This is a genomic window from Mesorhizobium sp. G2-6-1 (assembly GCF_055809095.1).
The window spans coordinates 2690265-2715295 of record NZ_CM147896.1; the positions used below are offsets into that span (position 1 = coordinate 2690265).

17 protein-coding genes and 1 pseudogene are annotated in these 25031 nt (G+C 57.1%); 11 read left to right on the plus strand and 7 right to left on the minus strand.

What is annotated here, in order from left to right; genetic code table 11:
• Positions 1-153 precede the first annotated feature (153 nt).
• Positions 154-627: a hypothetical protein gene (locus AC0L7S_RS12995; protein WP_473471442.1), complete on the plus strand. Its 474-nt coding sequence runs from the start codon at positions 154-156 to the stop codon at positions 625-627.
• A 675-nt stretch (positions 628-1302) separates the two neighbouring features.
• Positions 1303-1629, plus strand: coding sequence for a hypothetical protein (locus AC0L7S_RS13000; RefSeq protein ID WP_473471443.1), 327 nt, complete (start codon positions 1303-1305; stop codon positions 1627-1629).
• Between the two features lie 935 nt (positions 1630-2564).
• Here AC0L7S_RS13000 and carB read toward each other — a convergent pair.
• The 3 genes from carB to AC0L7S_RS13015 form a co-directional block, all read right to left on the minus strand.
• Positions 2565-6071, minus strand: coding sequence for a carbamoyl-phosphate synthase large subunit (gene carB / locus AC0L7S_RS13005; protein ID WP_473471444.1), 3507 nt, complete (start codon positions 6069-6071; stop codon positions 2565-2567).
• Positions 6072-6305: 234 nt separating this feature from the next.
• Positions 6306-7910: a BCCT family transporter gene (locus AC0L7S_RS13010; protein WP_473471445.1), complete on the minus strand. Its 1605-nt coding sequence runs from the start codon at positions 7908-7910 to the stop codon at positions 6306-6308.
• 258 nt (positions 7911-8168) lie between these two features.
• Complete coding sequence (locus tag AC0L7S_RS13015; protein WP_473471446.1) at positions 8169-9536, minus strand: Nramp family divalent metal transporter; 1368 nt, start codon at positions 9534-9536, stop codon at positions 8169-8171.
• 265 nt (positions 9537-9801) lie between these two features.
• Here AC0L7S_RS13015 and mntR point away from each other — a divergent pair, with 265 nt between their 5' ends.
• From mntR to AC0L7S_RS13035, 4 genes are all read left to right on the plus strand, one after another.
• Complete coding sequence (gene mntR / locus AC0L7S_RS13020) at positions 9802-10254, plus strand: manganese-binding transcriptional regulator MntR (protein ID WP_473471447.1); 453 nt, start codon at positions 9802-9804, stop codon at positions 10252-10254.
• A gap of 115 nt (positions 10255-10369) precedes the next feature.
• On the plus strand, positions 10370-10558 hold the full coding sequence (locus AC0L7S_RS13025) for a hypothetical protein (protein WP_473471448.1): 189 nt from the start codon (positions 10370-10372) through the stop codon (positions 10556-10558).
• A gap of 229 nt (positions 10559-10787) precedes the next feature.
• The gene (ypfJ, locus tag AC0L7S_RS13030; protein WP_473471449.1) at positions 10788-11711 is read left to right on the plus strand and encodes a KPN_02809 family neutral zinc metallopeptidase; all 924 of its coding nucleotides are present in this window, start codon (positions 10788-10790) and stop codon (positions 11709-11711) included.
• Positions 11712-12008: 297 nt separating this feature from the next.
• Positions 12009-13640, plus strand: a complete 1632-nt coding sequence (locus tag AC0L7S_RS13035; RefSeq protein ID WP_473471450.1) for a TadE/TadG family type IV pilus assembly protein — start codon at positions 12009-12011, stop codon at positions 13638-13640.
• A gap of 65 nt (positions 13641-13705) precedes the next feature.
• On the opposite strand, the gene carA is transcribed toward AC0L7S_RS13035, so the two are convergent.
• A complete protein-coding gene (carA, locus tag AC0L7S_RS13040; RefSeq protein WP_473471451.1) occupies positions 13706-14902 on the minus strand; it encodes a glutamine-hydrolyzing carbamoyl-phosphate synthase small subunit in 1197 nt (398 codons plus the stop codon).
• A gap of 264 nt (positions 14903-15166) precedes the next feature.
• Between carA and AC0L7S_RS13045 the strand changes: the two genes are divergently transcribed.
• Together AC0L7S_RS13045 and AC0L7S_RS13050 are read left to right on the plus strand one after the other, a co-directional pair.
• Positions 15167-15616, plus strand: a complete 450-nt coding sequence (locus AC0L7S_RS13045; protein WP_473471452.1) for a GatB/YqeY domain-containing protein — start codon at positions 15167-15169, stop codon at positions 15614-15616.
• 100 nt (positions 15617-15716) lie between these two features.
• A complete protein-coding gene (locus AC0L7S_RS13050; RefSeq protein ID WP_473471453.1) occupies positions 15717-17111 on the plus strand; it encodes an MFS transporter in 1395 nt (464 codons plus the stop codon).
• Between the two features lie 16 nt (positions 17112-17127).
• Here AC0L7S_RS13050 and AC0L7S_RS13055 read toward each other — a convergent pair whose 3' ends face one another.
• The 3 genes from AC0L7S_RS13055 to AC0L7S_RS13065 all read right to left on the minus strand — a co-directional run bounded on the left by AC0L7S_RS13055 (position 17128) and on the right by AC0L7S_RS13065 (position 19712).
• The gene (locus AC0L7S_RS13055; RefSeq protein ID WP_473471454.1) at positions 17128-17475 is read right to left on the minus strand and encodes a TraR/DksA family transcriptional regulator; all 348 of its coding nucleotides are present in this window, start codon (positions 17473-17475) and stop codon (positions 17128-17130) included.
• A 77-nt stretch (positions 17476-17552) separates the two neighbouring features.
• On the minus strand, positions 17553-17786 hold the full coding sequence (locus AC0L7S_RS13060; protein WP_473471455.1) for a DUF2061 domain-containing protein: 234 nt from the start codon (positions 17784-17786) through the stop codon (positions 17553-17555).
• 261 nt (positions 17787-18047) lie between these two features.
• Positions 18048-19712: a Na/Pi cotransporter family protein gene (locus AC0L7S_RS13065; protein WP_473471456.1), complete on the minus strand. Its 1665-nt coding sequence runs from the start codon at positions 19710-19712 to the stop codon at positions 18048-18050.
• Between the two features lie 455 nt (positions 19713-20167).
• Here AC0L7S_RS13065 and AC0L7S_RS13070 point away from each other — a divergent pair, with 455 nt between their 5' ends.
• The 3 genes and pseudogenes from AC0L7S_RS13070 (at position 20168) to rpoD (ending at position 25023) form a co-directional block, all read left to right on the plus strand.
• Positions 20168-20560 carry an RcnB family protein gene (locus AC0L7S_RS13070; RefSeq protein ID WP_473471457.1) on the plus strand — a complete coding sequence of 131 codons (393 nt, stop codon included), beginning with the start codon at positions 20168-20170 and terminating at the stop codon, positions 20558-20560.
• A 154-nt stretch (positions 20561-20714) separates the two neighbouring features.
• A pseudogene (dnaG, locus tag AC0L7S_RS13075) lies at positions 20715-22674 on the plus strand (DNA primase).
• Positions 22675-22992: 318 nt separating this feature from the next.
• Positions 22993-25023 carry an RNA polymerase sigma factor RpoD gene (gene rpoD / locus AC0L7S_RS13080; RefSeq protein WP_473471458.1) on the plus strand — a complete coding sequence of 677 codons (2031 nt, stop codon included), beginning with the start codon at positions 22993-22995 and terminating at the stop codon, positions 25021-25023.
• Positions 25024-25031: the final 8 nt, after the last annotated feature.

A 25031-nucleotide genomic window follows, 5' to 3' on the forward strand; every position in this document is an offset into this window, starting at 1 on the left:
ATGTTTTTCACGTATATAATTATCATATGAAATCAATTACTTAATATGATAATTAGTTTGATGCATATTGTCATATGCTGTCGTATTGAAGTGGACACTCGATTGGAGTATAGGCATTGCGCTGATGGAGTTAAATATTTGATGGAGACCGAAATGAATCGAATCAGTGTTAAGGCCGGCGGGCTGGAAGTCGAATATCAGGGCGATCAAACGTTTATCGAAGAGAAACTTGTGGATTTTATTAAGCAGATATCCGAGTTGAGTGGAGTAGTGCAGGACTCGCAACGTTCATTAGCTGCGGATGACGGGCAGTCAAATAGGAAGCTTGAGTTGTCGACAAATACGATCGCTCAAATAATCGACGCTAAAACTGGTTCCGATTTGGTAGTGTCAGCGATGGCCAAGATAATAATATGCAATAATAAATCAACTGCTACGCGACAAGAGATACATTATGAGATGAAAGAGGCATCGACATATTATAAAGAAACCTTTGCAAGTAACCTTTCTTCTTATTTGGATACTTTAATGAAAGGCAAAAGGATTAATCTTGTGTCGAAGCAGAATTATTCGTTTCCAGCGAGCGAGCGGGCGCGATTGGAAGACGCAATTGCCGTCGGCCAGTAGGCGTCTTCCCTAGACAGAAATATGTTTCTTATTATAAGATGGCTGCATCCCGTCCTAGGCGGGCACCTGACGGTCTGGCTGCCGTCAGGTAAAAGCGATCCCTTCCAAAAGGATCGCGTCCCGGTTCCCCCTCCACAAGGGAGGTGTTCCCCAAACGGTAGTTCGGTCCAAACGGACTACTAAGGTGGGCCTGCGCTGAATCCTAACCTCGGTGCGGGCCCACGACTTGTACAATAGCACTGAACCTTTCCTTTGCAATCCCGGTCGCTAAACTTGCTCAGACTCGAAACACTTAAAATATGGCTTCATCGTTCAGGCAATCCGCTTGATAAGTTGCTTATGGTTCTTGGGTCGATTGATGCGCCCTCTACTATAGCGAATTTGAGAGGACGAGCTCTTGAGGCAGGCTTCAAAATTCCCAAAAGTTGGAATGTTTCTAGCGTTCTAGGACGATCAAAGGGATTGGCAATACGGGTTCTCGATGGTTGGGAACTTACTGACGCTGGTAAAAGCCACCTTTGCAATCTTGGAGTTTCAACTCTAAGTCCTGCGTCCGTACAAGTTGCGACTGATTTACGTGCCCATCTTAGTCACATTTCGAGTGCTACGACACGAGCATTTGTTGAAGAGGCAATTAAATGTCACGAACAGAAACTGTACAGGTCGGCTATAGTTATGTCTTGGATTGCTACTGTCGACATTCTTTATAAGGAAGTTGTGGCTAATCATCTGGATGCGTTCAACGCTGAGGCTGCAAAAGTGAATACAAAGTGGAAAGCTGCGCTGAATGAAGACGGACTTGCTCGCATGGGAGAATCTGACTTCATGGATCGGCTCAGTGCAATAGGCGTAGTCGGCAAGAATACGAAAGAGGAATTGATGAAGGCGCTCAAGTTGCGAAATGGGTGCGGCCACCCCAACAGTCTTAAAGTTGGACCAAACATCGTTGCCAGTCATCTGGAAACGCTCATATTAAACGTGTTTGAAGTGTTTCCACGCTAGATTGCGAGATCTGCGCATGGCCTCGGCTGCTGTGATGATGCTAGGCATAGACCCGATGATCGCCAGTACCGACTTGTAGCCTTGAGGGCGGTGATGGCTTCGGCAACGGCGGCGGCACCCGATAGTGTCGCGTAATGGGGACGCTTTCTGCACAAGCGGCGCGGGCTGTCCCTTCTCCCCTTGTGGGAGAAGGTGCCTGAACGAAGTGAAGGCGGATGAGGGGTGTTGGAAGGAATGGGCGGTGCCAAGATGGAGCACCCCTCAACCGCCCTCGTTTTACTCGGCCACCTTCTCCCACAAGGGGAGAAGGGAAGGGGCAGCGTTGGCGACGAAATATCACCCCCTCTGGCCTGCCGGCGTTCGGTGCTCGAAAAGCCACGCAATTGGCATTTCGTCCGCTTCGCGGATCGCATCTCACCCCACCTCAGGTGGGGAGGTTGGCAGTTTCGGCGATGCGCATGGCGCGGGTTTTTCCTTCTCCCCTTGTGGGAGAAGGTGCCTGAACGGAGTGAAGGCGGATGAGGAGTGTTGGAAGGAATGGGCAGTGCCAAGATGGAGCACCCCTCAACCGACCTCGTTTTACTCGGCCACCTTCTCCCACAAGGGGAGAAGGGAAGGGGCAGCGTTGGCGACGAAATATCACCCCCTCTGGCCTGCCGGCGTTCGGTGCTCGAAAAGCCACGCAATTGGCATTTCGTCCGCTTCGCGGATCGCATCTCACCCCACCTCAGGTGGGGAGGTTGGCAGTTTCGGCGATGCGCATGGCGCGGGTTTTTCCTTCTCCCCTTGTGGGAGAAGGTGCCTGAACGGAGTGAAGGCGGATGAGGAGTGTTGGAAGGAATGGGCAGTGCCAAGATGGAGCACCCCTCAACCGACCTCGTTTTACTCGGCCACCTTCTCCCACAAGGGGAGAAGGGAAGAGGTGGCGGTGGCGTTTAGGAGAAATATTCCTGCAACGGCCTGACTTCCAGGCTTCCGGCCTTGAGGGCTGCGATGGCTTCGGCAACGGCGGCGGCACCTGATAGCGTGGTGTAATAGGGCACTTTCTGCATCAGGGTTGCGCGGCGCAGCGATTTGGAGTCCGAGACGGCTTTCTGGCCATCCGTGGTGTTGAAAACGATCTGCACCTGACGGTTGCGGATGGCGTCTTCGATGTGCGGGCGGCCTTCCAGAACCTTGTTGATTTTTTCGGCCTGCACGCCGTTTTCGCCAAGAAAGCGGGCGGTGCCGGAGGTGGCCAGCACCTTGAAGCCGAGATCGGCCAGCCGCTTGACGGCGGGCAGTATGCCTTTCTTGTCTTCGTTGCGCACAGAGACAAACAGCGTGCCGGAGCGGGGCAGATCAACGCCCGCGCCAAGCTGAGCCTTGGCGAAGGCCAGCGCATAATCGGTATCGAGGCCCATGACTTCGCCGGTGGAGCGCATTTCGGGACCAAGCAATGTGTCGACGCCGGGGAAGCGGGCAAAGGGGAACACCGCTTCCTTGACCGCGACGTGGCCGGGATTGCGTGGATCGGGCTTTGCGCCGTAATGGGCGAAGGCGTCGTCGAGACTTTCGCCCGCCATGATGCGCGCGGCGATCTTGGCAATGGGGCGGCCAATGGTCTTGGCAACGAAGGGCACGGTGCGCGAGGCGCGCGGATTGACCTCCAGCACATAGATGGTGCCGTCCTTGACCGCATATTGCACGTTCATCAGGCCGCCGACATCGAGCGCGCGGGCAAGGGCTGCGGTCTGGCGTTCCAGTTCGTCAACGATTTCGGGGGCAAGCGAGTGGACGGGCAGCGAACAGGCGCTGTCGCCAGAATGGATGCCTGCCTCTTCGATATGCTCCAATATGCCGGAAACGAAGGTGTTTTCGCCATCGCACAGGCAATCGACATCTACCTCGACCGCTTCGCTGAGATAGGTGTCGAACAATAGCGGGTTCTTGCCCAGAAGCGTGTTGATCTGGCCGGTCTTGTCGTTGGGGTATTTCTGCTTGATGTCTTCGGGCACGAGGCCGGGCACGGTGTCGAGCAGATAGGTTTGCAGCATGGTCTCGTCATGGACGATCTGCATGGCGCGCCCGCCCAGCACATAGGATGGGCGCACGACCAGCGGGAAGCCAAGTTCGCCAGCGATGATGCGGGCCTGCTCGACCGAATAGGCGATGCCATTCCTGGGCTGTGTGAGGCCAAGCTTGTGCAGGAGCTTCTGGAAGCGGTCGCGGTCTTCGGCCAGGTCGATCATGTCCGGCGAAGTGCCGAGGATGGGGATGCCGGCGGCTTCGAGGCTGGCCGCAAGTTTCAACGGGGTCTGGCCGCCGAACTGGACGATGACGCCGACCAGTTCGCCCGATGCCGCCTCGGTGCGCAGGATTTCCAGCACGTCCTCCGCCGTCAGCGGATCGAAATAAAGCCGGTCAGAGGTGTCGTAATCGGTGGAAACGGTTTCGGGGTTGCAGTTGATCATGATGGATTCGTAGCCCGCTTCGCGCAGGGCGAAGGAGGCATGACAGCAGCAGTAATCGAACTCGATGCCCTGGCCGATGCGGTTGGGGCCGCCGCCGAGGATGACGACCTTTTTGCGTGCCGACACTTGCGCTTCGTTGGCAAGCGCGCCGGCAAACGGCACTTCGTAGGTGGAGTACATATAGGCGGTGGGCGAGGCGAACTCGGCCGCACAGGTGTCGATGCGCTTATAGACGGGATGGACGCCGAGGGTTTGACGTTGTTTTTGAATCGCTTGCGGCTCGCTCTTCGTAAGCGAAGCGAGGCGGGCATCGGAAAAGCCCATGCTCTTCAGCATACGCAGATTGGCAGCGTCTTGCGGAAGGCCGTGCTCGCGAATGCGCGCTTCCATGGCGATGATCGCGGCAATCTGTTCGAGAAACCACGGGTCGATCTTGCACATGGCGTGGACGTCCTCAAGCGAGGTGCCCATGCGGATGGCCTGCGCCACCATGCGCAAACGGTCCGGCGTGGGGGTGCCAAGGGCGGCGCGAATGGCGTTGCGGTCATCACCGCCATCGCCACTTGCGGCAAGGCCGGGAATTTCAATCTCGTCGAGGCCGGTCAGCCCGGTTTCCAAGCCGCGCAGCGCCTTTTGCAGGCTTTCCTGGAAGGTGCGGCCAATGGCCATGACCTCGCCGACCGATTTCATGGCGGTGGTCAGGACATTGTCGGCGCCGGGGAATTTCTCAAAAGCAAAGCGCGGGATCTTGGTGACGACATAGTCGATGCTCGGCTCGAACGAGGCAGGCGTTGCGCCGCCGGTGATGTCGTTTTCCAACTCGTCCAGCGTATAGCCGACAGCAAGCTTTGCGGCGATCTTTGCGATGGGAAAGCCGGTGGCCTTGGAGGCAAGGGCTGAGGAGCGCGAGACGCGCGGGTTCATCTCGATGACGACAAGGCGGCCATCGGCGGGATTGACGGCGAACTGGACGTTGGAGCCGCCGGTTTCAACGCCGATCTCGCGCAACACCGCGATCGAGGCGTTGCGCATCATCTGATATTCCTTGTCGGTCAAGGTCAGCGCCGGGGCAACGGTGATCGAATCGCCGGTGTGGACGCCCATCGGGTCGATGTTTTCGATGGAGCAGACGATGATGCAATTGTCGGCTTTGTCGCGCACCACCTCCATCTCGTATTCCTTCCAGCCAAGCACCGATTCCTCGATGAGGACTTCGGTGGTGGGGGAGGCATCAAGGCCGGACTGGATGATGTCGAAGAATTCGGTGCGGTTGAAGGCAATGCCGCCGCCGGTGCCGCCCATGGTGAAGGAGGGGCGGATGATGGCGGGAAGGCCGATGGTATCCATCGCCTGCGCGGCAATGGCCATCGCATGGTTGATGTAGCGCTGCTTGCGATCACCTTCGCCAAGGTTCCAGCTGGTTTCCAACTCGTCGAGTGCGGCATCAAGGTCAGCGGAGGCGTCTTGCCCGACCTCGGCTTTAAGTGTGGCGCGATCAGCCTCGTGCTTGTTGCGGTCGGCCTCCTTGACGTCGGTGGCGTTGGCGAGCATCGACTTCGGCGTTTCCAGACCGATCCTGGCCATCGCCTCGCGAAACAGCGCGCGGTCTTCAGCCTTGTCGATGGCCTGCGCGTCGGCACCGATCATCTCGACATTGTAGCGTTCCAGAACGCCCATGCGGCGCAGCGACAGGGCGGTGTTGAGCGCGGTCTGGCCGCCCATGGTGGGAAGCAGCGCATCGGGGCGCTCCTTGGCGATGATCTTGGCGACGACTTCGGGGGTGATTGGCTCGATATAGGTGGCGTCGGCCAGTTCCGGGTCGGTCATGATGGTGGCTGGATTGGAGTTGACCAGAATGACGCGGAAGCCTTCTTCGCGCAGCGCCTTGCAGGCCTGTGTGCCGGAATAGTCGAACTCGCATGCCTGGCCGATAACGATGGGGCCGGCGCCGATGATCAGGATTGATTTGATATCGGTGCGTTTTGGCATGGTTTGTCCGTCGGGTCTGGGCCTGCGCGAAATACCGGCACCGGTTTTCCGGGCCGGAGCGCGCAAGAAGATTCTGCTATAAGGCTAAGTGGGCCTTATAGGGAAAGCTGGGCGGGATGTAACCCCGAAAATGCGTTGTAACAACAGGATTTGCCAGATGGGACAAGGGACCGCGACAATGCCGCTCCGGTGTCAGGAATTGGAGCGGCATTGCTTGAAGAGGCGGGATAGTTGCTAGGCGAGCTTGTTTTGCTCCTCGCGCAGCGACTTCCATGTGGCAACCATCATCAACATGAGGAGGATGGCGAATGGAAAGCCGGTTGTGATGGCTGACGCCTGAAGTGCGGCCAGTCCGCCGCCGAGCAGAAGCACGATGGCAACCAGACCCTCAAACGTTGCCCAGAAGACCCGTTGCGCGACAGGTGAGTCCATTTTGCCGCCCGCCGTGATGGTGTCGATGACCAGCGAACCGGAATCCGATGATGTGACGAAAAAGACGATCACAAGGATGATGCCGACGAGCGATGTAATGCCGGCAAGCGGCAGGATTTCCAGCATGCGGAAGAGCGACAGTTCCGGCGTATAGGCGGTGACCGTCTCCTGGACGCCCTGATAGCCAGAGGCGATGAACTCGGTAATGGCGGTTCCGCCGAAGACGGTCATCCAGAATATCGAGACAAGCGTTGGTATCAGAAGAACGCAGACGATGAACTCACGTACCGTGCGCCCCCTTGAGATGCGGGCGATGAACATGCCCACGAAAGGCGACCATGAAATCCACCAGGCCCAGTAGAAGGTGGTCCAACCATGGACGAAGTCGCTATCGGTACGGCCAAACGGGTTGGACAACGCTGGCAAGTGCCGGACATAGGACCATGTGTTTGAAAAGAACCCGGTGACGATTTCGATTGTCGGACCAAGCACGAAGACGAAAGCAACGAGAAGGGCCGCAAGCATCATGTTGAGTTCGGAGAGACGTTTGACGCCAGCGTCAAGACCGGCAACCACCGAACATAAAGCAATGGCGGTGATACCGGCGATCAACAGTACTTTCATGGTGTCGGTGACGGGTACGCCGTAGAGATAGTTCAGGCCGGCAAGGGCCTGCTCGGCACCAAAGCCCAGCGATGTTGCCAGACCGAACAGCGTTGCAAACACCGCCAGAATGTCGATGACGTGGCCAACCCAGCCGCGTACCCTATCGCCAAATATCGGATAGAATGCCGAGCGCATGGATAGCGGCATGTTCTTGTTGAAGGCGACAAGCGCAAGCGAGAGGCCGACGACGGCGTAAATGGCCCATGGATGCAGCCCCCAGTGGAAGATGGTTGCGGCCATTGCCATGTCGCGCGCGGCAACGGCGGTTGCGCCATTGATGGCACCATCGGCACCGATGCCGCTAACCAGTCCGAGCGGCGGGTGGTTGAAATGATACATTGGCTCCAGAACGCCGAAGAACATCAGGCCAATGCCCATTCCGGCCGCAAACAGCATGGCGAACCAGCCGGAATAGCCGTAATCGGGAACAGCATCGGCGCCACCGATGCGGACACGGCCAAGCGGTGAAACCACAAGTGCGATGCAAAACAGGACGAACAGATTGCCGGCAATGATGAACAGCCAGTCAAAGGTCGAGGTGATCCAGACCCGCGTCGCACCCAGAGCCGGGCCAACAGAATCCTGAAAGATCAGGGTGATGATGACAAAAGCCACGATGAGTACTGCAGATACAAAAAACACCGGATTGTGAATGTCGAGGCCGAGGATCTGCACATTGTCCTGGCCAGCTTCAAGACCATGATCCTCGGTGTTATTGGCCGTTGTTTCGGCTGATGACATGTTTCCCTCCTGTATTGTCGCGTAGTCCATCGGCAATCTCGATGGTGATGGAATTGGATGACGCGCGGGTGTCGAAATACGACATGTCTGCCTGAGTGAATCAGACAAATCGTATATATCACGATTTCGAGTTGAACGAACCCGGTTGCAAATCCACCAGCGCGCCGTGCATCCAATTAGACGCTCAAAGGACAGGAATTCCGAAAACGGGGTTCCACTTTTCAGGGGGTGGTGGTTGCTTGAGGGAAAGGCGTGGTTTCAGCCGAATCCGACGATGGTATCGTAGAGCAGCTTGAAGTTGAGCAGGAGGATGAGGCCCGCAACGATACAGGCGAGAAGGATGACGCTGCGTGGAATGGCGAAGACCCCCATCTTTTTCTTGTCGGAGACGAACTGGACCAGCGGGATTACCGCGAAGGGAAGTTGCATGGACAAGATGACCTGGCTGAAGACGAGCAATTCAGCCGTGCCTTTTTCGCCATAGATGGCGGTGACGAAAACGACGGGGATGATGGCGAGACCGCGGGTGAGCAAGCGGCGTGCCCAATGCGGCATGCGCAGATGCAGAAAGCCCTCCATGACTATCTGGCCGGCCAGAGTGGCTGTGACGGTGGAATTCAACCCTGAAGCCAGAAGAGCTACAGCGAAGAGCGTCGAGGCGATACTCAAGCCGAGTAATGGCGAGAGAAGTTGGTAGGCATCGCCAATCTCGGCAACGTCTTGATGCCCGCTGCCATGAAAGGCGACGGCAGAAACGATCAGGATGGAGGCGTTGACGAACAGAGCGAGCATCAGGGCGATGGTGGAATCGGTCGTCGCCCATTTGATCGCTTCGCGCTTGCCGCGTTCGGTGCGTTCATAGGCGCGGGTCTGCACGATCGCCGAATGCAGATAGAGGTTGTGAGGCATGACGGTGGCACCAATGATGCCTATGGCGATGTAGAGCATGGCCGGGTTGGTGGCGATCTCGGTCGATGGTACGAACATGGCGTGCAAAATGGAGCCGACTGGCGGCGCAGCGACAAAAATCTGGACGGCGAAGCAGCCGAAGATGATGAGAAGCAGGGCAATAATGAAGGCTTCCAGATAGCGGAACCCCTTGTTCATCAGGAGAAGTACGAGAAAGGCATCAAGTGCGGTCAATAATGCCCCGCCAATCAGGGGGATGCCGAACAGCAGTTGCAGGGCAATGGCTGTGCCGATGACTTCGGCAAGATCGGTGGCGATGATGGCAAGTTCGCATAAAACCCAAAGCGCGTAAGCAACAGGCTTTGGATAATAAGCCCGGCAGGCCTGTGCGAGATCGCGGCCGGTGGCAATGCCGAGCCGGGCAGCCAGCGCCTGCAACAGGATCGCCATCAGGTTCGACAGCATGACGACAAACAACAGCGTGTAGCCGAATTGTGCGCCGCCAGCGAGGTCGGTCGCCCAATTGCCTGGGTCCATATAGCCGACCGAGATCATGTAGCCGGGGCCCATGAAGGCAAACAGGCGCCTCATCCACGAGCCCGACGTTGGCACGGCAATCGAGGCATGAACTTCCGGAAGGCTGGGCATGCTGCCGTCTGCGTGCCGCACAACACGTTCAGGCACATGCGACGATACGGTTGCTCGGGCTTCTGGCATGAAATGGAGTCCTGCTGGTTTCAACCTCGATTTGCGTCGGGAGAAATATGCCAATGCTTAACAATATGCAATAGGCTATATTTCATTGTTGATGCTTTTTTAACGCGCCGAATAATCGTGCGTGTGGACAGAGGCTTCAATGGTTGCGAAACCGCGCATAAGCAGGCATGAAGAAACGAAGCCTGTGCTATAAAAATACAAGGTGATTGAATCAAACCGCGAGCTATCTTCGTGCTTGCCACCGATCTTCGAAAAGGAGACAGACTTGGCACCCAGAAGCCGCCCGGTTCCGCGGGATGAGCCACTTCCCGACGCAGATGTGCATTCGGAAGGGTTCAAACAGGCGCGCGAAGCGCGCCGCAGCGCAATTGTCGAGGATTATGTCGAACTGATTGCCGACCTGATCGAGGATGGCAATGAAGCGCGACAGGTGGATATTGCGGCGCGCCTCGGCGTTGCCCAGCCAACGGTTGCCAAAATGCTGACCCGGCTTTGCGCCGACGGTCTGGTCTCCCGCAAACCCTACAGGGGCGTTTTCCTGACTGATGCGGGGCGCAAGGTGGCAGAGGAATGCCGCATCCGCCACCAGACGGTGGAGGCTTTTCTGAGATCGCTTGGCGTCAGCGCGGAAACGGCCCGTCTCGATGCTGAAGGGATCGAGCACTATGTCAGCGCCGAGACACTTGAAGCCTTTCGCCGGGCGCTGGCTGCTGCCTGATTTTCGATTGTCATGCGTGGCTTCTGGCAATCGCCGGTTTTGGGGAACCGTCGTGGGCGTGCCGCGTTGGTTCAGATGTTCCGCGATTGTCGCGGGCGAACCGGTGGAGACCGATATGAGTGTCGAACAGGTGCCAACCGCCAAGGGAAAAAAGGCGGCAACAGGTTTGAAAAAGGCTTCGCAGAAAGACGAACGCAAGACGGAGGCTGCGACCGGTCATGCCTTGAAAAAAGGGGCCAAGCGTTTTGACGAACGCTCCAAGAGTTCGGATGGCAAAAGCGCGGGCACAAAACAGCGCGATTGATGCACGCTGTTTCTGAAGGCGCTAAGCAGCCAGCCTTGTCGCGGATTTATGGTTGTTGCGGACGAACGAAAATTTTTAATTGTGGGCGCTTGGTAAGCGGCTCGTCGAAAATTGCCAATGACTTGCTGTGACCATTACGGTATTTGTTGACAAGTTCTGCTGTCTGAAACCGCTGTTGTAACCAGCAGTAGAGTTTGCGAGGACGCTAAATCACGCGCGAGGGACAGGTATGCGTTGGAGAGGCCGCCGTCAGAGCGACAATGTAGAAGACGCACGCGGGCAAAGTGGCGGGTTCGGTCGCCGGGGTGGATCTGGTGGTCGAGGTGGCCAGTTTCGTATCCCGATTGGTGGGCGTGCCGGGGGTGGTAGCATATCGACCATCGTCGTTCTTGTGGTGCTGTTTTTCGCCCTGAAGGCGTGTGGCATCGACCCCATGCAGATTCTGGCAGGCGGCGGCATGGCACCCGGTGGTGGCCAGACCAGTCAATCCGATTCTGGAGAAGGCGCGCCTGCATCCGACGAGATGAAACAATTCGTCTCGACTGTGCTGGCCGAGACAGAGGATGTCTGGAACGGAATATTCAAGGCCAATGGTGCTCAATATGAGGAGCCGAAGCTGACCCTGTTTGCGGGTCAGATAAGGTCGGCATGTGGTTTTGCTTCGTCCGCATCCGGGCCGTTTTATTGCCCGACCGACCGCAAGGTTTATCTCGACACGTCCTTTTTTCAGCAACTTTCGCAGCAATTCGGCGCATCGGGCGATTTTGCCGAGGCCTATGTGATTGCCCATGAGGTTGGCCACCACGTTCAAAATCTGATTGGCGTTTTGCCGAAGTTTAACGAAATGCGCCAAAGGATGAATGAGGCGGACGCCAACCACATGTCGATGCAGGTCGAGCTTCAGGCCGATTGCTTTGCCGGTGTATGGGGGCATTTCACTGCGCAGAAGGGGCTATTGGAGGAGGGCGATGTCGAGGAGGCCCTCAATGCCGCCAAGCAGATTGGCGACGACACGCTGCAAAGGCGCACGCAAGGCTATGTGGTGCCGGAGAGCTTCAATCATGGCACGTCGCAACAGCGCCAAACGTGGTTCGCGCGCGGCTACAAGAGCGGCAGGCTCGATGCCTGCGATACATTCAATAATGCGATTTGACACTACAGTTGCGAATTCAGTTCGCGGCCATCACTGTGTATATTACCCCCTCTGTCCTGCCGGACATCTCCCCCTCAAGGGGAGAGATTGGCCACTCGTCATTGTTGGACCTTTTGGGGAACGCCGATGATTGGCGAAAGACTAGCTGAAGGCTGATCTCCCCACCTGAGGGGGAGATGCCACGGTGAGTTGGCCAGTCAGCGGCAGTGGTTAACGTGAATGTTAGATTTCGAATTCGCGGATTGGCTATCTGGAAATAATTAAGTGTTAGCTTCCGATGTAATTCGGGGTTGGCATATGGCAAAGAATTTCAGCAGCTTTCTTAGCGATCGGCGTGGCAATTTCGCGATTATTTCGTCTTTGCTGGTGGTTCCGGTGGTGCTCGCGGTGGGCATGTCACTCGACTATTCGACGATCATTCGCGCGCACTCGAACCTGCAAAACAGCCTGGATGCCGCCGTCCTGGCGGTCGCCAGAGAGGGCAAGGACGTCAGCGATGACCGCGCGAAGGACATCGCAACCATGTTCGTTTCACAAAACCTCGGACTGGAAGTTTCCGATCTCAAGGTCACGCATGACGGGACGAGCTTCGGCGTTGAAGGCCACGCGACGGCTCCTATTTCGTTCGGAAATCTTTTTGGTTATTCAAGATGGCCGGTAAGCGCATCGTCGACAGCTGATATCGCATATTCTTCCTACGAGATCGGACTGGTTCTGGATACGACCGGCTCGATGGCCGGTGGCAAGCTGGTCGCCATGAAGGATGCCGTGACGGGCCTGATCGACGACATGTCGACAAGCGTCAATGATAGCAACAAACTGAAATTCGCGCTCGTTCCCTTCTCCTCCTTCGTCAATGTGGGACCGGGTTTTGGTCCATCGTTCGACGCGAGTGGAAAGCAGATTGCCGGAACCGGCGCGGATTGGCTCGACCTCAAGGGGGACAGCCAAATCCAGCAGTCCGAACTCGGAACGGGTGCCAGTCGCTTCCAGCTTTATAGCAATCTCGGCCAAAAATGGCAGGGTTGTGTGGAAACGCGCGATGCCGGCACTAAAAATTACGACGTAAGCGATGAGCCGGGAGATCCGACGAAACCGGAATCGCTGTTCGTACCGGCCTTTGCGATTGACGAGCCCGACACTGGCGGCTTCCTCAACAGCTACATCAATTCGTCGGCCGTGCCGAACGATCCTTCGATCGCGCAGAAGATAAAGCGCTGGAACAAATATGGCGTTCAGACCGATCTTGCGGGTAATCCTGTGAACGGCGGTCTGCTCGATTTTGTCTGGGCGCTGCTCAAGGGCCTGCTGCTGACGAGCGGCAACAAGATAGCCATCGACGTTCACAGTGTCGGTGGTTATGGCGAAACGGGGCCGGCCTTCGGGTGCGTCTCCAAGCCGATCATGCCACTTTCCAACAATTATGCGGCGTTGAAATCGGCCGTCAACGGGCTGGCAGCGCAAGGCAACACCAATATCATGGACGGGGTGGCGTGGGGTATGCGCACCCTTTCACCCGGCGAGCCCTTCTCGGAAGGTGCACCAGCGACAGCCTCCAATGTCGAAAAGATCATGATCGTTCTGACCGATGGCAGCAACAGGCTTGGTAACAAGAACAATAGTCTGGGCTCAACCTATTCAAGCTTCGGCTATCTGGTCGATGGGCGTCTGGGCATGACGGCCGGTGGTTCGAGCGCAACCACGAACGCGATGAACGACAGGACGCTTGCCGCCTGCCAGAGCGCCAAGGATCAGGGGATCGAGGTGTATACCATTCGCCTTGAAGAGCCGAATGTGACGACTGGAACCATGCTGAAAGACTGTGCGAGTTCGCCTCAGAACTATTTCGACGTGCCGTCGCGTTCGCAGCTCAAGGATGCTTTTGGCAAGATCAAGGAACATGTTGCCAGAGTGCGGATATCATCTTGATATATCCGGTCGCGGCAATAGCAACCTGACCGATCTGGCAACCCGGTGCGCCTTTGTGCGCCCCGTCATTCAATCAAGGCAGGCTCGCTATGCTTTTCGTTGATGAGGTCGACGAAACGGCGAAACAGATAGTGCGAATCTTGCGGGCCGGGAGAGGCTTCGGGGTGATGCTGGACGGAAAACACCGGCCGCCCTGTCAGCGCAATGCCACAGTTCGATCCGTCAAACAGCGAGACATGAGTTTCCTCGACAGTGTCGGGTAACGAGTCGGCATCGACGGCAAAGCCGTGGTTCATCGAGACGATCTCGACCTTACCGGTGGTGTGGTCCTTGACCGGATGGTTGGCGCCGTGATGACCCTGATGCATTTTCTCGGTCTTGCCGCCGAGCGCCAGCGCCAGCATTTGATGGCCAAGGCATATGCCGAAGATCGGGATGTCGGTTTTCAACAAATCCTGAATGATGGGCACTGCGTATTCACCGGTTGCTGCCGGGTCGCCGGGCCCGTTCGAGAGGAAAATTCCGTCAGGGTGCATGGCAAGAATTTCTTCCGCGCCAGTGGTGGCCGGAACCACCGTGACCCTGGCGCCAAGACCTGCCAGCAATCGTAATATGTTGCGCTTGACGCCGTAGTCGATGGCGACGACATGCATGGATGGTTCGTTTTGTTCGGCGTAACCCTCATTCCAGACCCACGGCGTTTCACGCCAGACAGAAGACTGGCCCGAGGTGACGTCCCTTGCAAGATCAAGGCCGACAAGACCCGACCATTCTGCGGCGCGGCTTTTCAGGTCTTCAATATCGAATTGACCATCTGGCGCATGTGCGATGACGGCATTTGCCAAGCCCTTTTCGCGGATCAGGGCGGTGAGGGCTCTGGTGTCGATGCCTGAAAGCGCAATGACGCCGCGCTTTTTCAGCCATTGGTCGAGATGGCTTGCTGCGCGATAGCTGGACGGGTTGGTAACATCGGCCTTGAATACTGCACCAACCGCGCCAGCACGGCTGACCGGGTTCAAATCCTCGATGTCTTCGTCGTTGGTGCCGATATTGCCGATGTGGGGAAAGGTGAAGGTGACGATCTGACCGCTATAGGATGGGTCGGTGAGAATTTCCTCGTAACCGGTCAGGGCTGTGTTGAAGCAGACTTCGGCAACGGCTGTACCGACAGCGCCAAGGCCGCGCCCTTCGATCACCGTCCCATCGGCCAGCACGAGAAGGGCTGTTGGCTTGTTGACGGTCCAAGGGGAGGTCGAGGTCATGGCGAGGCTCCATCACGAAGCTGCGATCTTCATTGATGGCCGAAACCATTTTCGCAGCAAAAGGCACGGGGCGGCGAACCGTCGCAACCTCCGTGCACAACTACAATTCAGTCTATGCAAGGCCATTCCAATAAGTGAAGGCGCAAGCGCGGTCAATATGGCGTTGTGGCCCGTGCAGGCATTTGTTGTGCTGCTCTTGATGTTTGTCGGCAATGCCTTCTATCTGGGGCCATCAATTCGGGGGCGGATGTGAAGGAGCAGGACATGCGTGAAAGGCTATCCGACGAGGTAAAGAGTGCGATGAGGGCGCAGGATAAGCCGCGTCTATCGACATTGAGACTGATCCAGTCGGCCATCAAGGATCGCGATATTGCCAATCGTGGCACTGGCAAGGAAGCGGCAAGCGATGAAGACATTGCGCAATTGCTGGCCAAAATGGTCAAGCAACGCGAGGATTCGGCCAAGGCATTCGAGGACGGCAAGCGCCCCGAACTTGCGGAAAAAGAGCATGAAGAGATTCTGGTGATCCGAGAATTTATGCCGGCGCAACTGGATGAAGTGGCAATGAAGGCGGCAATAAGTGCCATCATTGCCGAAAACGGGGCCAGCAGCGTGAAGGATATGGGCAAGGTGATGGCCGATTTACGCGAAAAATATGCCGGGCAAATGGATTTTGGCAAGGCAAGCGCCATTGTGAAGGGGCTGTTGGGATAACAGGCAACCGGGCTCTCCGGTGCCTCAGTCAGGACTGGGGAGCGCGTATGAGCCTATGTAATCCGTTCGGCAGGAATACGCGGTAGTGGAAAGGTGAGCAATGGCATCGATCGCCGGATCGAAGCAGACAGGCTGGGTTGATCTTTTTGCGGAAGGGCGCTTGCCGAAATTCGTACTCGTCATGCTTGGCGTGTGGCTGATGGCTGTGGACAGCCTGGTGACATCAACCATCATGCCGAGTGTGGGGGCTGAACTGCAAGGCTATGCCTGGTTCGGCTGGGCGGTCGCCGGTTTCTTCATCGGGGTTGTTCTTGCCAGCGCCAGTTCCGGGCGGTTAGCGGAAATCTTTGGCCTTCGCCGCGCCACTATTGCGGCTGCGCTATTGTTTGCGCTCGGCTGTTTTATGAGCGCTGTCGCGCCGGATATGGCCACTTTCCTGATCGGGCGCTTCGTTCAGGGCGCGGGAAGCGGATGGATCGCCGGTTTTGCCATGGTCGCTATCGGCCTGCTGTTTCCGCACCGCCATCTGGCGCGCGTATTTGCTTCGGTTGCCGCGGTTTGGGGCATTGCCACGGTGTTGGGGCCGCTTTTTGGTGGCTTGTTTGCCGAAAGCGGCAATTGGCGCGCAGTGTTCTGGCTGTTCGCAGCGCAAGCCCTGATATTTGCCATAGCTGCGTTCTGGCTCTTGCGGGGAACGGTCGCTTCCCAAACGGGGGCGGGCGTTCCCTGGCGTCAGCTTGGTGTGCTTGCCGTTGGCATAGGCGCAATCGGGGCTGCTGACATGGTGGCCTCGGTCTGGTTTGCGTTGATGCTGATTTTTGGAGGGCTGTGCGTATTGGCGTCGATCCTGCGTCTGGACAGGACAGCGACTGTCCGGCTGCTTCCTGTTGATGCGGGCGACCTGCGCTCGGTGGCGGGCGCCGGATATGCTGCGATGTTTGCGACGACGGCAGCGGGGACGGGCTTGCTGGCCTATGGGCCTGCAATTCTTCAAAAGCTGCATGGGCTTTCGCCTTTGTGGGCGGGTTATGCGGTGGCGGCACAAGCTGTTGCATGGACGCTTTGCGCCTTCGTGGTTGCAGGTGTTGGCGACGGTGGTGAGCGCCGCTGGATTCGCCTCGGTGGGCTTTGTATTTTCGGCGGTGTGGGATTATTGGCATTGTTTGCGCCAAGCTCGGCACTTGTCTGGTTTGTCATCGCAGCGGCGCTTATGGGGGCGGGGTTCGGCTTTTCCTCCAGCCTCATGAACAAGCGTGTTCTGGGCGTCATCCCAGAATGGGACAAAGCGATAGGCAGTTCGGCTCTGATCGCCGTTCGCCAGATGGGCGGCGCGGTTGGGGCAGCGATTGCGGGCGCGACTGCCAATCTCGTCGGGTTCGGTTCCGGGTTGAGCGTGGAAACGGCACAGGCTGCAGCGTTTTGGGTTTTTGCTACCGCCTTGCCACTCGCGTTTGCCGGAGTATGGGCAGCGTGGCGGATGACCGCGCCACGTTAATGTTGAAAATATGGAGTTATTTCGCGCATTTGACATATGTGGAAAATGTCGGATCGACACCGAGGCGGCCTTCAGCGATGTCTTCGCCGCATTCGAGACAGTAGCCGAACTCACCCTCATCCATGCGCTTGATGGTTTGGCCGATTGCGACGCGTCGGGCCTCCCGACGCCGCTGCACGGCCTGTGACATTGCCTGCATCTGCATGGCATCGATGCGCGAAACGCGCCCGACGCTTTGCTGGTCCAGTTCAACCGGGGCGCTCCACGAGACGTTTTCCTCTTTCAACTGGTCGATCTCGGCAAGTTCCTGAAGAAGGCGCGGCCGGAACCGGTCAACGCGTTGTTTGTAAGCTGTCGTGTCCATCGTGATCAGTATGTCTCAAACCCCCCGACATCAAAAGCCTGATTTTGGAGATTTGATGCGATTTCGGTGTTGGCAGGCTATTCTTCGCTTGCTGGTTGCTTTGGTGGTGCAAGATTGCTCCCAAAGGGAATTTTGAGCCATGCCCGTTCGTGAACATAGTACAGGAACGACTTGGTGACGACCTCGGTCAGCCCAATGGTTGCCGCGAATTTGAGGCTGCCTGTCACGATCAGCGAGATGATCATCGTGTCGATAGAGCCGGTGACGCGCCAGGAGAGCGCCTTGACGAAACTTCGTGAGTGCGTGTCCATCAACAACCCTCTGGAGCGCCGAGCATCCAACCGGACGCACAAGGGACGCTCTATCATTTTGATTTAGCATCGGAATATTGCGAAGACCGGTATCCACGTTTCAGTTCGATGCACTGGAGCGCCCAGCCATGCTTCATAGCTGACCTGCGGGCGGCGGTGCAAAGATTAATTTTTGCTCGTATGGAGAGAACCGGAAACATTGTTCCAAAGCCGGAGAATTCGACGCGAGCCATGTCTGGTTCGGCGTAAAGCGTTTCTGGTTCAGCTTGCTTTGAGCCGCGAGCCGCTGAGCAGGCCATGTTCTTCAAGCACCGGATAGGCCATCGAGGCGAGCAGCGAATTGATCTGCTTCAGGTCGCGAATGGTATCGAGGTGGATCGAGCTTGTTTCGATGCTCTGTGGGGTGCCGTCGCGCAGGCGCAGGAAATGGCTTTGACTGGTTTCCTTCTCGCGGTCGCGCAGGCGGTCTTTCTCCAGCACGAGCTGGCGTGCCGTTTCGGCGTCGCGCGCAACCAGCACGTTGAAGGCAAGGCGGGCGTTGGCGAGGACGGAAGCGTGGAAGGCGCACAGTTCGCGCCACCCTTCGGGCGTAAACTCCAGCCCGTGCTCGACCTTTTTCTTCACATGGACCAGCATGTTGCGCACGATGATGTCGCCAACCTGTTCCAGCTTGACGCAGGCACCGATCAATTCCTGGCAGCGTAACGCCTCATCCTCGGTCATTGTGTGCCGGGTGACTTTGGCCAGATAAATCTTGATTGCCGCATGGCGGCGGTCAACACGATCATCCAGCGATGCCAGAGCCTTGATCTTGTCGTTGTCAGCGCTTTCATACAATTCGATGATGCGTTTCAGCATGATTTCGACCGTTTCGCACACGCGCACGACTTCGCGGGTGGCGTTGGCAAGTGCCTGGCTGGGTGTTTCGAGTGCGGCTTCGTTGAGCGCCGACAATTCCGCGACCTGGAGTGCATCGGCGCTTTCCGGCTTGGCACCCAGCGCCACGATCTTTTCCGATGCGCGATAGACGATGCCGGCAAGCGGCAAACCGGCCAGAAGAATGATGACATTGAAAAGGATATGGGCGTTGACGATCTGGTCGGATGCGGTTTGACCAAGAAATGCGACAGGCGGGTGCAAGCTCATGAAGGCGATGAGCATGATGACGGACCCCATGCCGCGCATCAGAAGATTGCCGATGGGCACGACGCGCACGCCGGGCTCGGCATTGCGCGTGAGCATGGGGGCGATGACCGACGAGCCGAGATTGACGCCGAGTACCAGAACGACACCGAGTTCAGGCGTGATGAAGCCCCGGCCAGCGAGCGTGGCCATGAGAAGAACGGCGGCGATGCTGGATTGAAACAGCCATGTGATGAGGGCCGCCAGCAGGAAAGCGGTGATCGGATCGCTGGAGAAATAGTCGATGATGACGGGCATGAGCTGGCTTTCGCGCAGCGGTTCCGATGCTTGCCCGATCATCTCAAGCGACAGGATCAACAGCCCGACGCCGACCAGAATGCGCCCGATCTGGCGCCAGTCGCGCCGCTCGGTCGCCATGAACATGAAGGTTCCCGTGATAAGGCACAGAGGCACAACCAGCGTCAAATCAAAGGTCAAAAGCTTGGTGACGAACGCCGAACCGATCTCGGCACCACGCACGGCAAGTTGTCCGGCAAGGCCCGAAACGATGCCCGCACCAGCAAAAGAGCCGACCAGGAGCGTGACGGCTGTGGAGCTTTGCAGGGCGATAGCGAGAGCCGTTCCGGCCAATACGGCCATGAAGGGATTGCGCATGGTGGCACGCAAGCGGTGGCGCAAGACATCGCCATAGGCGCGCTCGACGCCGGTTTTTACCAGACGCGTGGCAAACAGCATCAGGGCGACCGCGCCAGCCAGATGGATGAGGACGACTGAGCCGCTCATGACTGGAACCTGCCATTGCCGCGCTTGGCAAAACAGCACACGCATCCACACCGTGTCATCGGTGAGGCTGGCGCCCAGACGGGAAGGCGAATCGGAGATGGAACCATAATCATCATTGCGTTGCGATATTAGCCGGATAATAAAATTTGTCTATTGTGTGCGCCATCCTTTGCACGAAAATTCACGGCAAAAATAGGCATGTTGGGAAAAAGTTGCACAGTGGTTTTCGAGCTGCGCTGGGCGCGGATTCACTTTTCATCAGAAAAGCGATGCCGTTCCGTTTCTGATAATTCGATGCAGGCACGGGCGTTCCGCTATCATTCCGGCGCTTTGAGATTGAATCGTAAAACTCAGATAAATTTCTGAAATTATTACATAAATGTAATCCTGCCATTCATATCCCGTTCATCGGGCAATCTGTAAATCTCTGGCATCGGCAAACAAGGAGTTCCCTGATGAAACGCTTCATTCTTTCTGCTCTCGCTCTATCAATGTTGTCGGCCTCAGCCCTGCAAGGACAAGCCGCGCCATTGATGGCACCGACAGCACCGCATTCCAATTATACGCAGGTCGATTGGAAAAAAACGACGCGTCACGTGGAAAAACGTCACGTCGGCGAACGGGCCAACAAACGCGTTATCGTCAAGAAGCATGTGGTTGCTAAACAGCCTCGGTGGAAGCGCGGGCAACGCTATTCCAACTGGCGTCGCCATGAACGGGTTCGCGATTATCGCCACCTCGGATTGAAGCGTCCGGGCCACGGACAGGAATGGATCCGCGTTGGCAATGATTACCTGCTGGTCGGTATCGCTTCAGGAATTATCGGTGGGATGATCGCCGCGCGCTAGATTTTATCGACGCAAATGGGAAAGGCGGCTCGCATGGGCTGCCTTTTCTCTTGATCCATGAAAAGCGGTGCCTGCGAAAATCGCGAATGGATGCTATCTGGAGTCGTCTTGTGGCGATGGGATGGTTATATGAAGGGGAAACGAGCCGTTCCCCATGCGCTTTTTGCCAACATTTCTTGACGAGATACGTGACCGTGTACCGATTTCCTCGGTTATCGGCACACGCGTGGCGTGGGACCGCAAGAAGACCAATGCGCCGCGTGGTGATTATTGGGCGTGCTGCCCCTTTCACGGCGAGAAATCTCCTTCGTTCCATTGCGAAGACAAGAAGGGACGCTACCACTGCTTTGGCTGCGGGGTATCCGGCGATCATTTCCGGTTTCTCACCGAGCTTGACGGGCTGAGTTTTCCCGAGGCGGTGGAGCGTATTGCCGATCTGGCCGGTGTGCCGATGCCGGCGCGTGACGAACAGGCGGAAGTGCGTGAAAAGCAACGCGCCAGCCTGACCGACGTGATGGAGATGGCGGCCGGTTATTTTCAGGAACGGTTGCACAGCGCAGATGGCGCTAAGGCGCGCGCCTATTTGCGTGATCGAGGGCTGACACCGGCTACGCAGCAATCATTCGGGCTGGGCTACGCACCTGATAGCCGCAATGCGCTGAAAGAATATCTCGCCACCAAGGGCGTTGAAAAGGTGGACATCGAGGCGTGTGGGCTGGTTGTGCACGGACAGGACGTGGCGGTGTCTTATGACCGTTTCCGCGATCGCATCATGTTCCCAATCCCGGATCTCGCGCGGCAGGACCATAGCATTTGGCGGGCGGGCGCTGTCGCCGGAGGTTTCCGCCAAATATCTGAACTCGCCGGAAACGGAGCTCTTTCACAAAGGCAATGTGCTTTATAATTTCGCCCGTGCGCGCAAGACACTGGCCAGAGGCGGCACGGTGATTGCGGTGGAAGGCTATATGGACGTGATTGCGCTGGCGCAGGCCGGTTTCGAGAACGTGGTGGCGCCACTTGGCACCGCGCTTACCGAAAACCAGCTTGAACTGTTGTGGCGCATGGCCGGTGAGCCGGTATTGTGTTTCGATGGAGACGGCGCCGGGCTCAAGGCGGCATGGCGCGCGGCAGATCTGGTCCTGCCAGCCATCCAGCCCGGCCGCACGGCGCGATTTGCATTGTTGCCAGAAGGCAAGGACCCTGACGATCTGGTCAAGGCCGATGGGCCGGAGGCGTTTCGTGCAGTGGTGAACGAGGCGCGGCCATTGGCGGAACTCTTGTGGATGCGCGAGACATCGGGGGGCGTGTTCGAAACGCCTGAACGGCGCGCTGAACTGGAAAAGACGCTACGCGAACTGACAAACCGCATCCGCGATGAGAGCGTGCGCTTTCACTACAATCAGGACATGCGCGAGCGTGTGCAGAATTTCTTCGGGACACAGCGCAACCGCCAGCAACGGTCCGGCAAATATGGCCAGAAGGGACAAGGCGGCCAGTGGGGAGATAAATGGGGGAGCCAGCGGGTCGAGCAATGGTCGCGTGGCGCGGCGCTCGGGCGTAGCGCGATTACCGAAAGCCTCGGCCGCTCGGCATTGCTGAAGCATGGCAGCGAGATGATGTCGGTGCGCGAGGCGACAATCATGGTTGCCCTGGTCAATCACCCGGAACTGATCGATGAAAATTTCGAACATGTCGAATTTCTCGATCTTGCAAATAGCGATCTGCGCAAGCTTCACGGCGCACTTCTGGACGCACTGGCGCATGACCTTGCCAATGACCGCGGAGCCGTGGTTGAAGCGATCGGGCGTGCCGGATGTCTTGGCATATGGGAACGGGCGGTGTCACTGATCAAGCGCACAAGGCAATGGCCGGCGCTGGAAAGTGCCGCTTTGGAGGATGCGCGCGACGCCTTCAGCCAGACACTGCACTTGCACCGCAGCGCACGAACGCTACATAAAGAGCTGAAACAGGCTGAGGTCGCACTTGCCACCGATCCTACAGACGAGAATTATCGGCGTCTTATCGAGATTCAGACGCAATTCAGGGACGTGCAGGCGACGGAAGCGTTGATCGAAGGATTCGGCGTCTCGTCGGGGAGGACAGGACAAGTCTAGGGCGCTGAGCGGTAAATTAGGTAATTGATTCGCTTTTTTTGCACGAATCATGCGACAGGCGCTTGACCTATCGACAGAATGGCGGAATCAGGTCGATTCGTAATCATTGACCCGGCGAGGTGTCAGGGCAGAAGCGTCAAAGAAGGTAACTGTTGGCGGATGAATGGCAAACCGGCCACGGATATCAGGGTTAATCCAGGATTAACGAAAGATGCGGCAACTGGCAGAATAGACGCATTGCTCTAGCAGCTAACCGTAAATACACGGTTTGATAGCCCGCGCGGCTAGCTATGACAGACCTTTGGAGAAGTAAAAAGAATGGCGACAAAGGAAAAGGAAGAGGTCGAAACCGAACGCGAGGGCACAACCGACGGCCCGCTACTCGACCTTTCCGACGATGCTGTCAAGAAGATGATCAAGGTCGCGAAAAAGCGCGGCTATGTGACCATGGACGAGCTTAATGCGGTGTTGCCGTCGGAGGAAGTGACCTCCGAGCAAATCGAAGACACGATGGCGATGTTGTCCGACATGGGCATCAATGTCGTTGAGGACGACGAACAGAGCGACGAGCCCGAAGCGACCGATACGCAGGCCGAGGCCGAGGCCGATGCCACGGAACTGGCCGAGCGGACCGGAACCGCTGTGGCCGCTGTCGCCAAGAAAGAACCGACCGACCGCACGGACGATCCGGTGCGCATGTATCTGCGCGAGATGGGTTCGGTGGAACTGTTGTCGCGCGAAGGCGAAATTGCGATTGCCAAGCGCATCGAGGCTGGCCGCGAGACGATGATCGCCGGCCTTTGCGAAAGCCCGCTTACTTTTCAGGCAATCATCATCTGGCGCGATGAACTCAACGAGGAGCGTATATTGCTTCGCGAGATCATCGACCTTGAAACCACCTATGCCGGGCCGGAGGCCAAACAGGCACCGGCGGTCGAGCGTGTCGACGAAGATGCCAAGGCCAAGGCAGATGAAAAACTGCGCGCAGGCCAGCGCAAGGACGATGACGATGTTACCAATGTCGTTGTCGATACGCGTGGCCTTGAAGACGATGACGACGAGGAAGAAGATGAGGTGAACCTTTCACTGGCGGCGATGGAAGCAGAGCTTCGCCCGCAAGTGATGGAGACGCTGGACGTTATTGCCGACACATACAAGAAGCTGCGCAAACTGCAGGACCAGCAGGTCGAGAACCGTCTTGCCGCGGCTGGCACCTTATCGCCCAGCCAGGACCGGCGCCTGAAGGAACTGAAAGATCAACTCATCACGGCGGTGAAATCGCTGTCGCTCAATAATGCGCGCATCGAATCGCTGGTCGAACAGCTTTACGACATCAACAAGCGGCTGGTTCAAAACGAAGGCAGGCTGTTGCGTCTGGCTGAAAGCTATGGCGTGCGCCGTGAGGAATTCCTGCGCGAATATCAAGGGTCGGAACTCGACCCGAACTGGATGCGTTCGATTGCGAATTTGACGTCGCGGGGCTGGAAAGAATTTACCCGCAACGAAAAGGACATGATCCGCGATCTGCGTACCGAAATCCAGAATCTGGCTACCGAAACGGCGATTTCGATCCTGGAATTCCGCAAGATCGTCAATCAGGTGCAAAAGGGCGAGCGCGAAGCGGCGATTGCCAAGAAGGAAATGGTCGAGGCCAATTTACGGCTCGTCATCTCGATTGCCAAGAAATACACCAATCGCGGCCTGCAATTCCTCGATCTCATTCAGGAAGGCAATATTGGCCTGATGAAGGCGGTCGACAAGTTCGAATACCGGCGCGGTTACAAATTCTCGACCTATGCGACCTGGTGGATCAGGCAGGCGATCACCCGCTCGATTGCGGATCAGGCGCGGACCATCCGTATTCCTGTTCACATGATCGAAACGATCAACAAGATCGTGCGCACTTCACGCCAGATGCTGCACGAGATTGGCCGTGAGCCAACGCCGGAAGAACTGGCGGAAAAGCTGGCAATGCCGCTGGAAAAGGTGCGCAAGGTTCTCAAGATCGCCAAGGAGCCGATCAGCCTTGAAACGCCGGTCGGCGATGAGGAAGATTCGCATCTGGGCGATTTCATCGAAGACAAGATGGCGATCCTGCCGATTGATGCGGCAATTCAGGCTAATTTGCGCGAAACGACGACGCGGGTTCTGGCCTCACTGACGCCGCGTGAAGAACGTGTGCTGCGCATGCGTTTCGGCATCGGTATGAATACCGACCATACGCTTGAGGAGGTCGGCCAGCAGTTTTCGGTGACTCGCGAACGTATTCGCCAGATCGAAGCCAAGGCGTTGCGTAAACTGAAGCATCCCAGCCGCTCACGGAAGCTGCGCAGCTTCCTCGATAGCTAACGGAAACG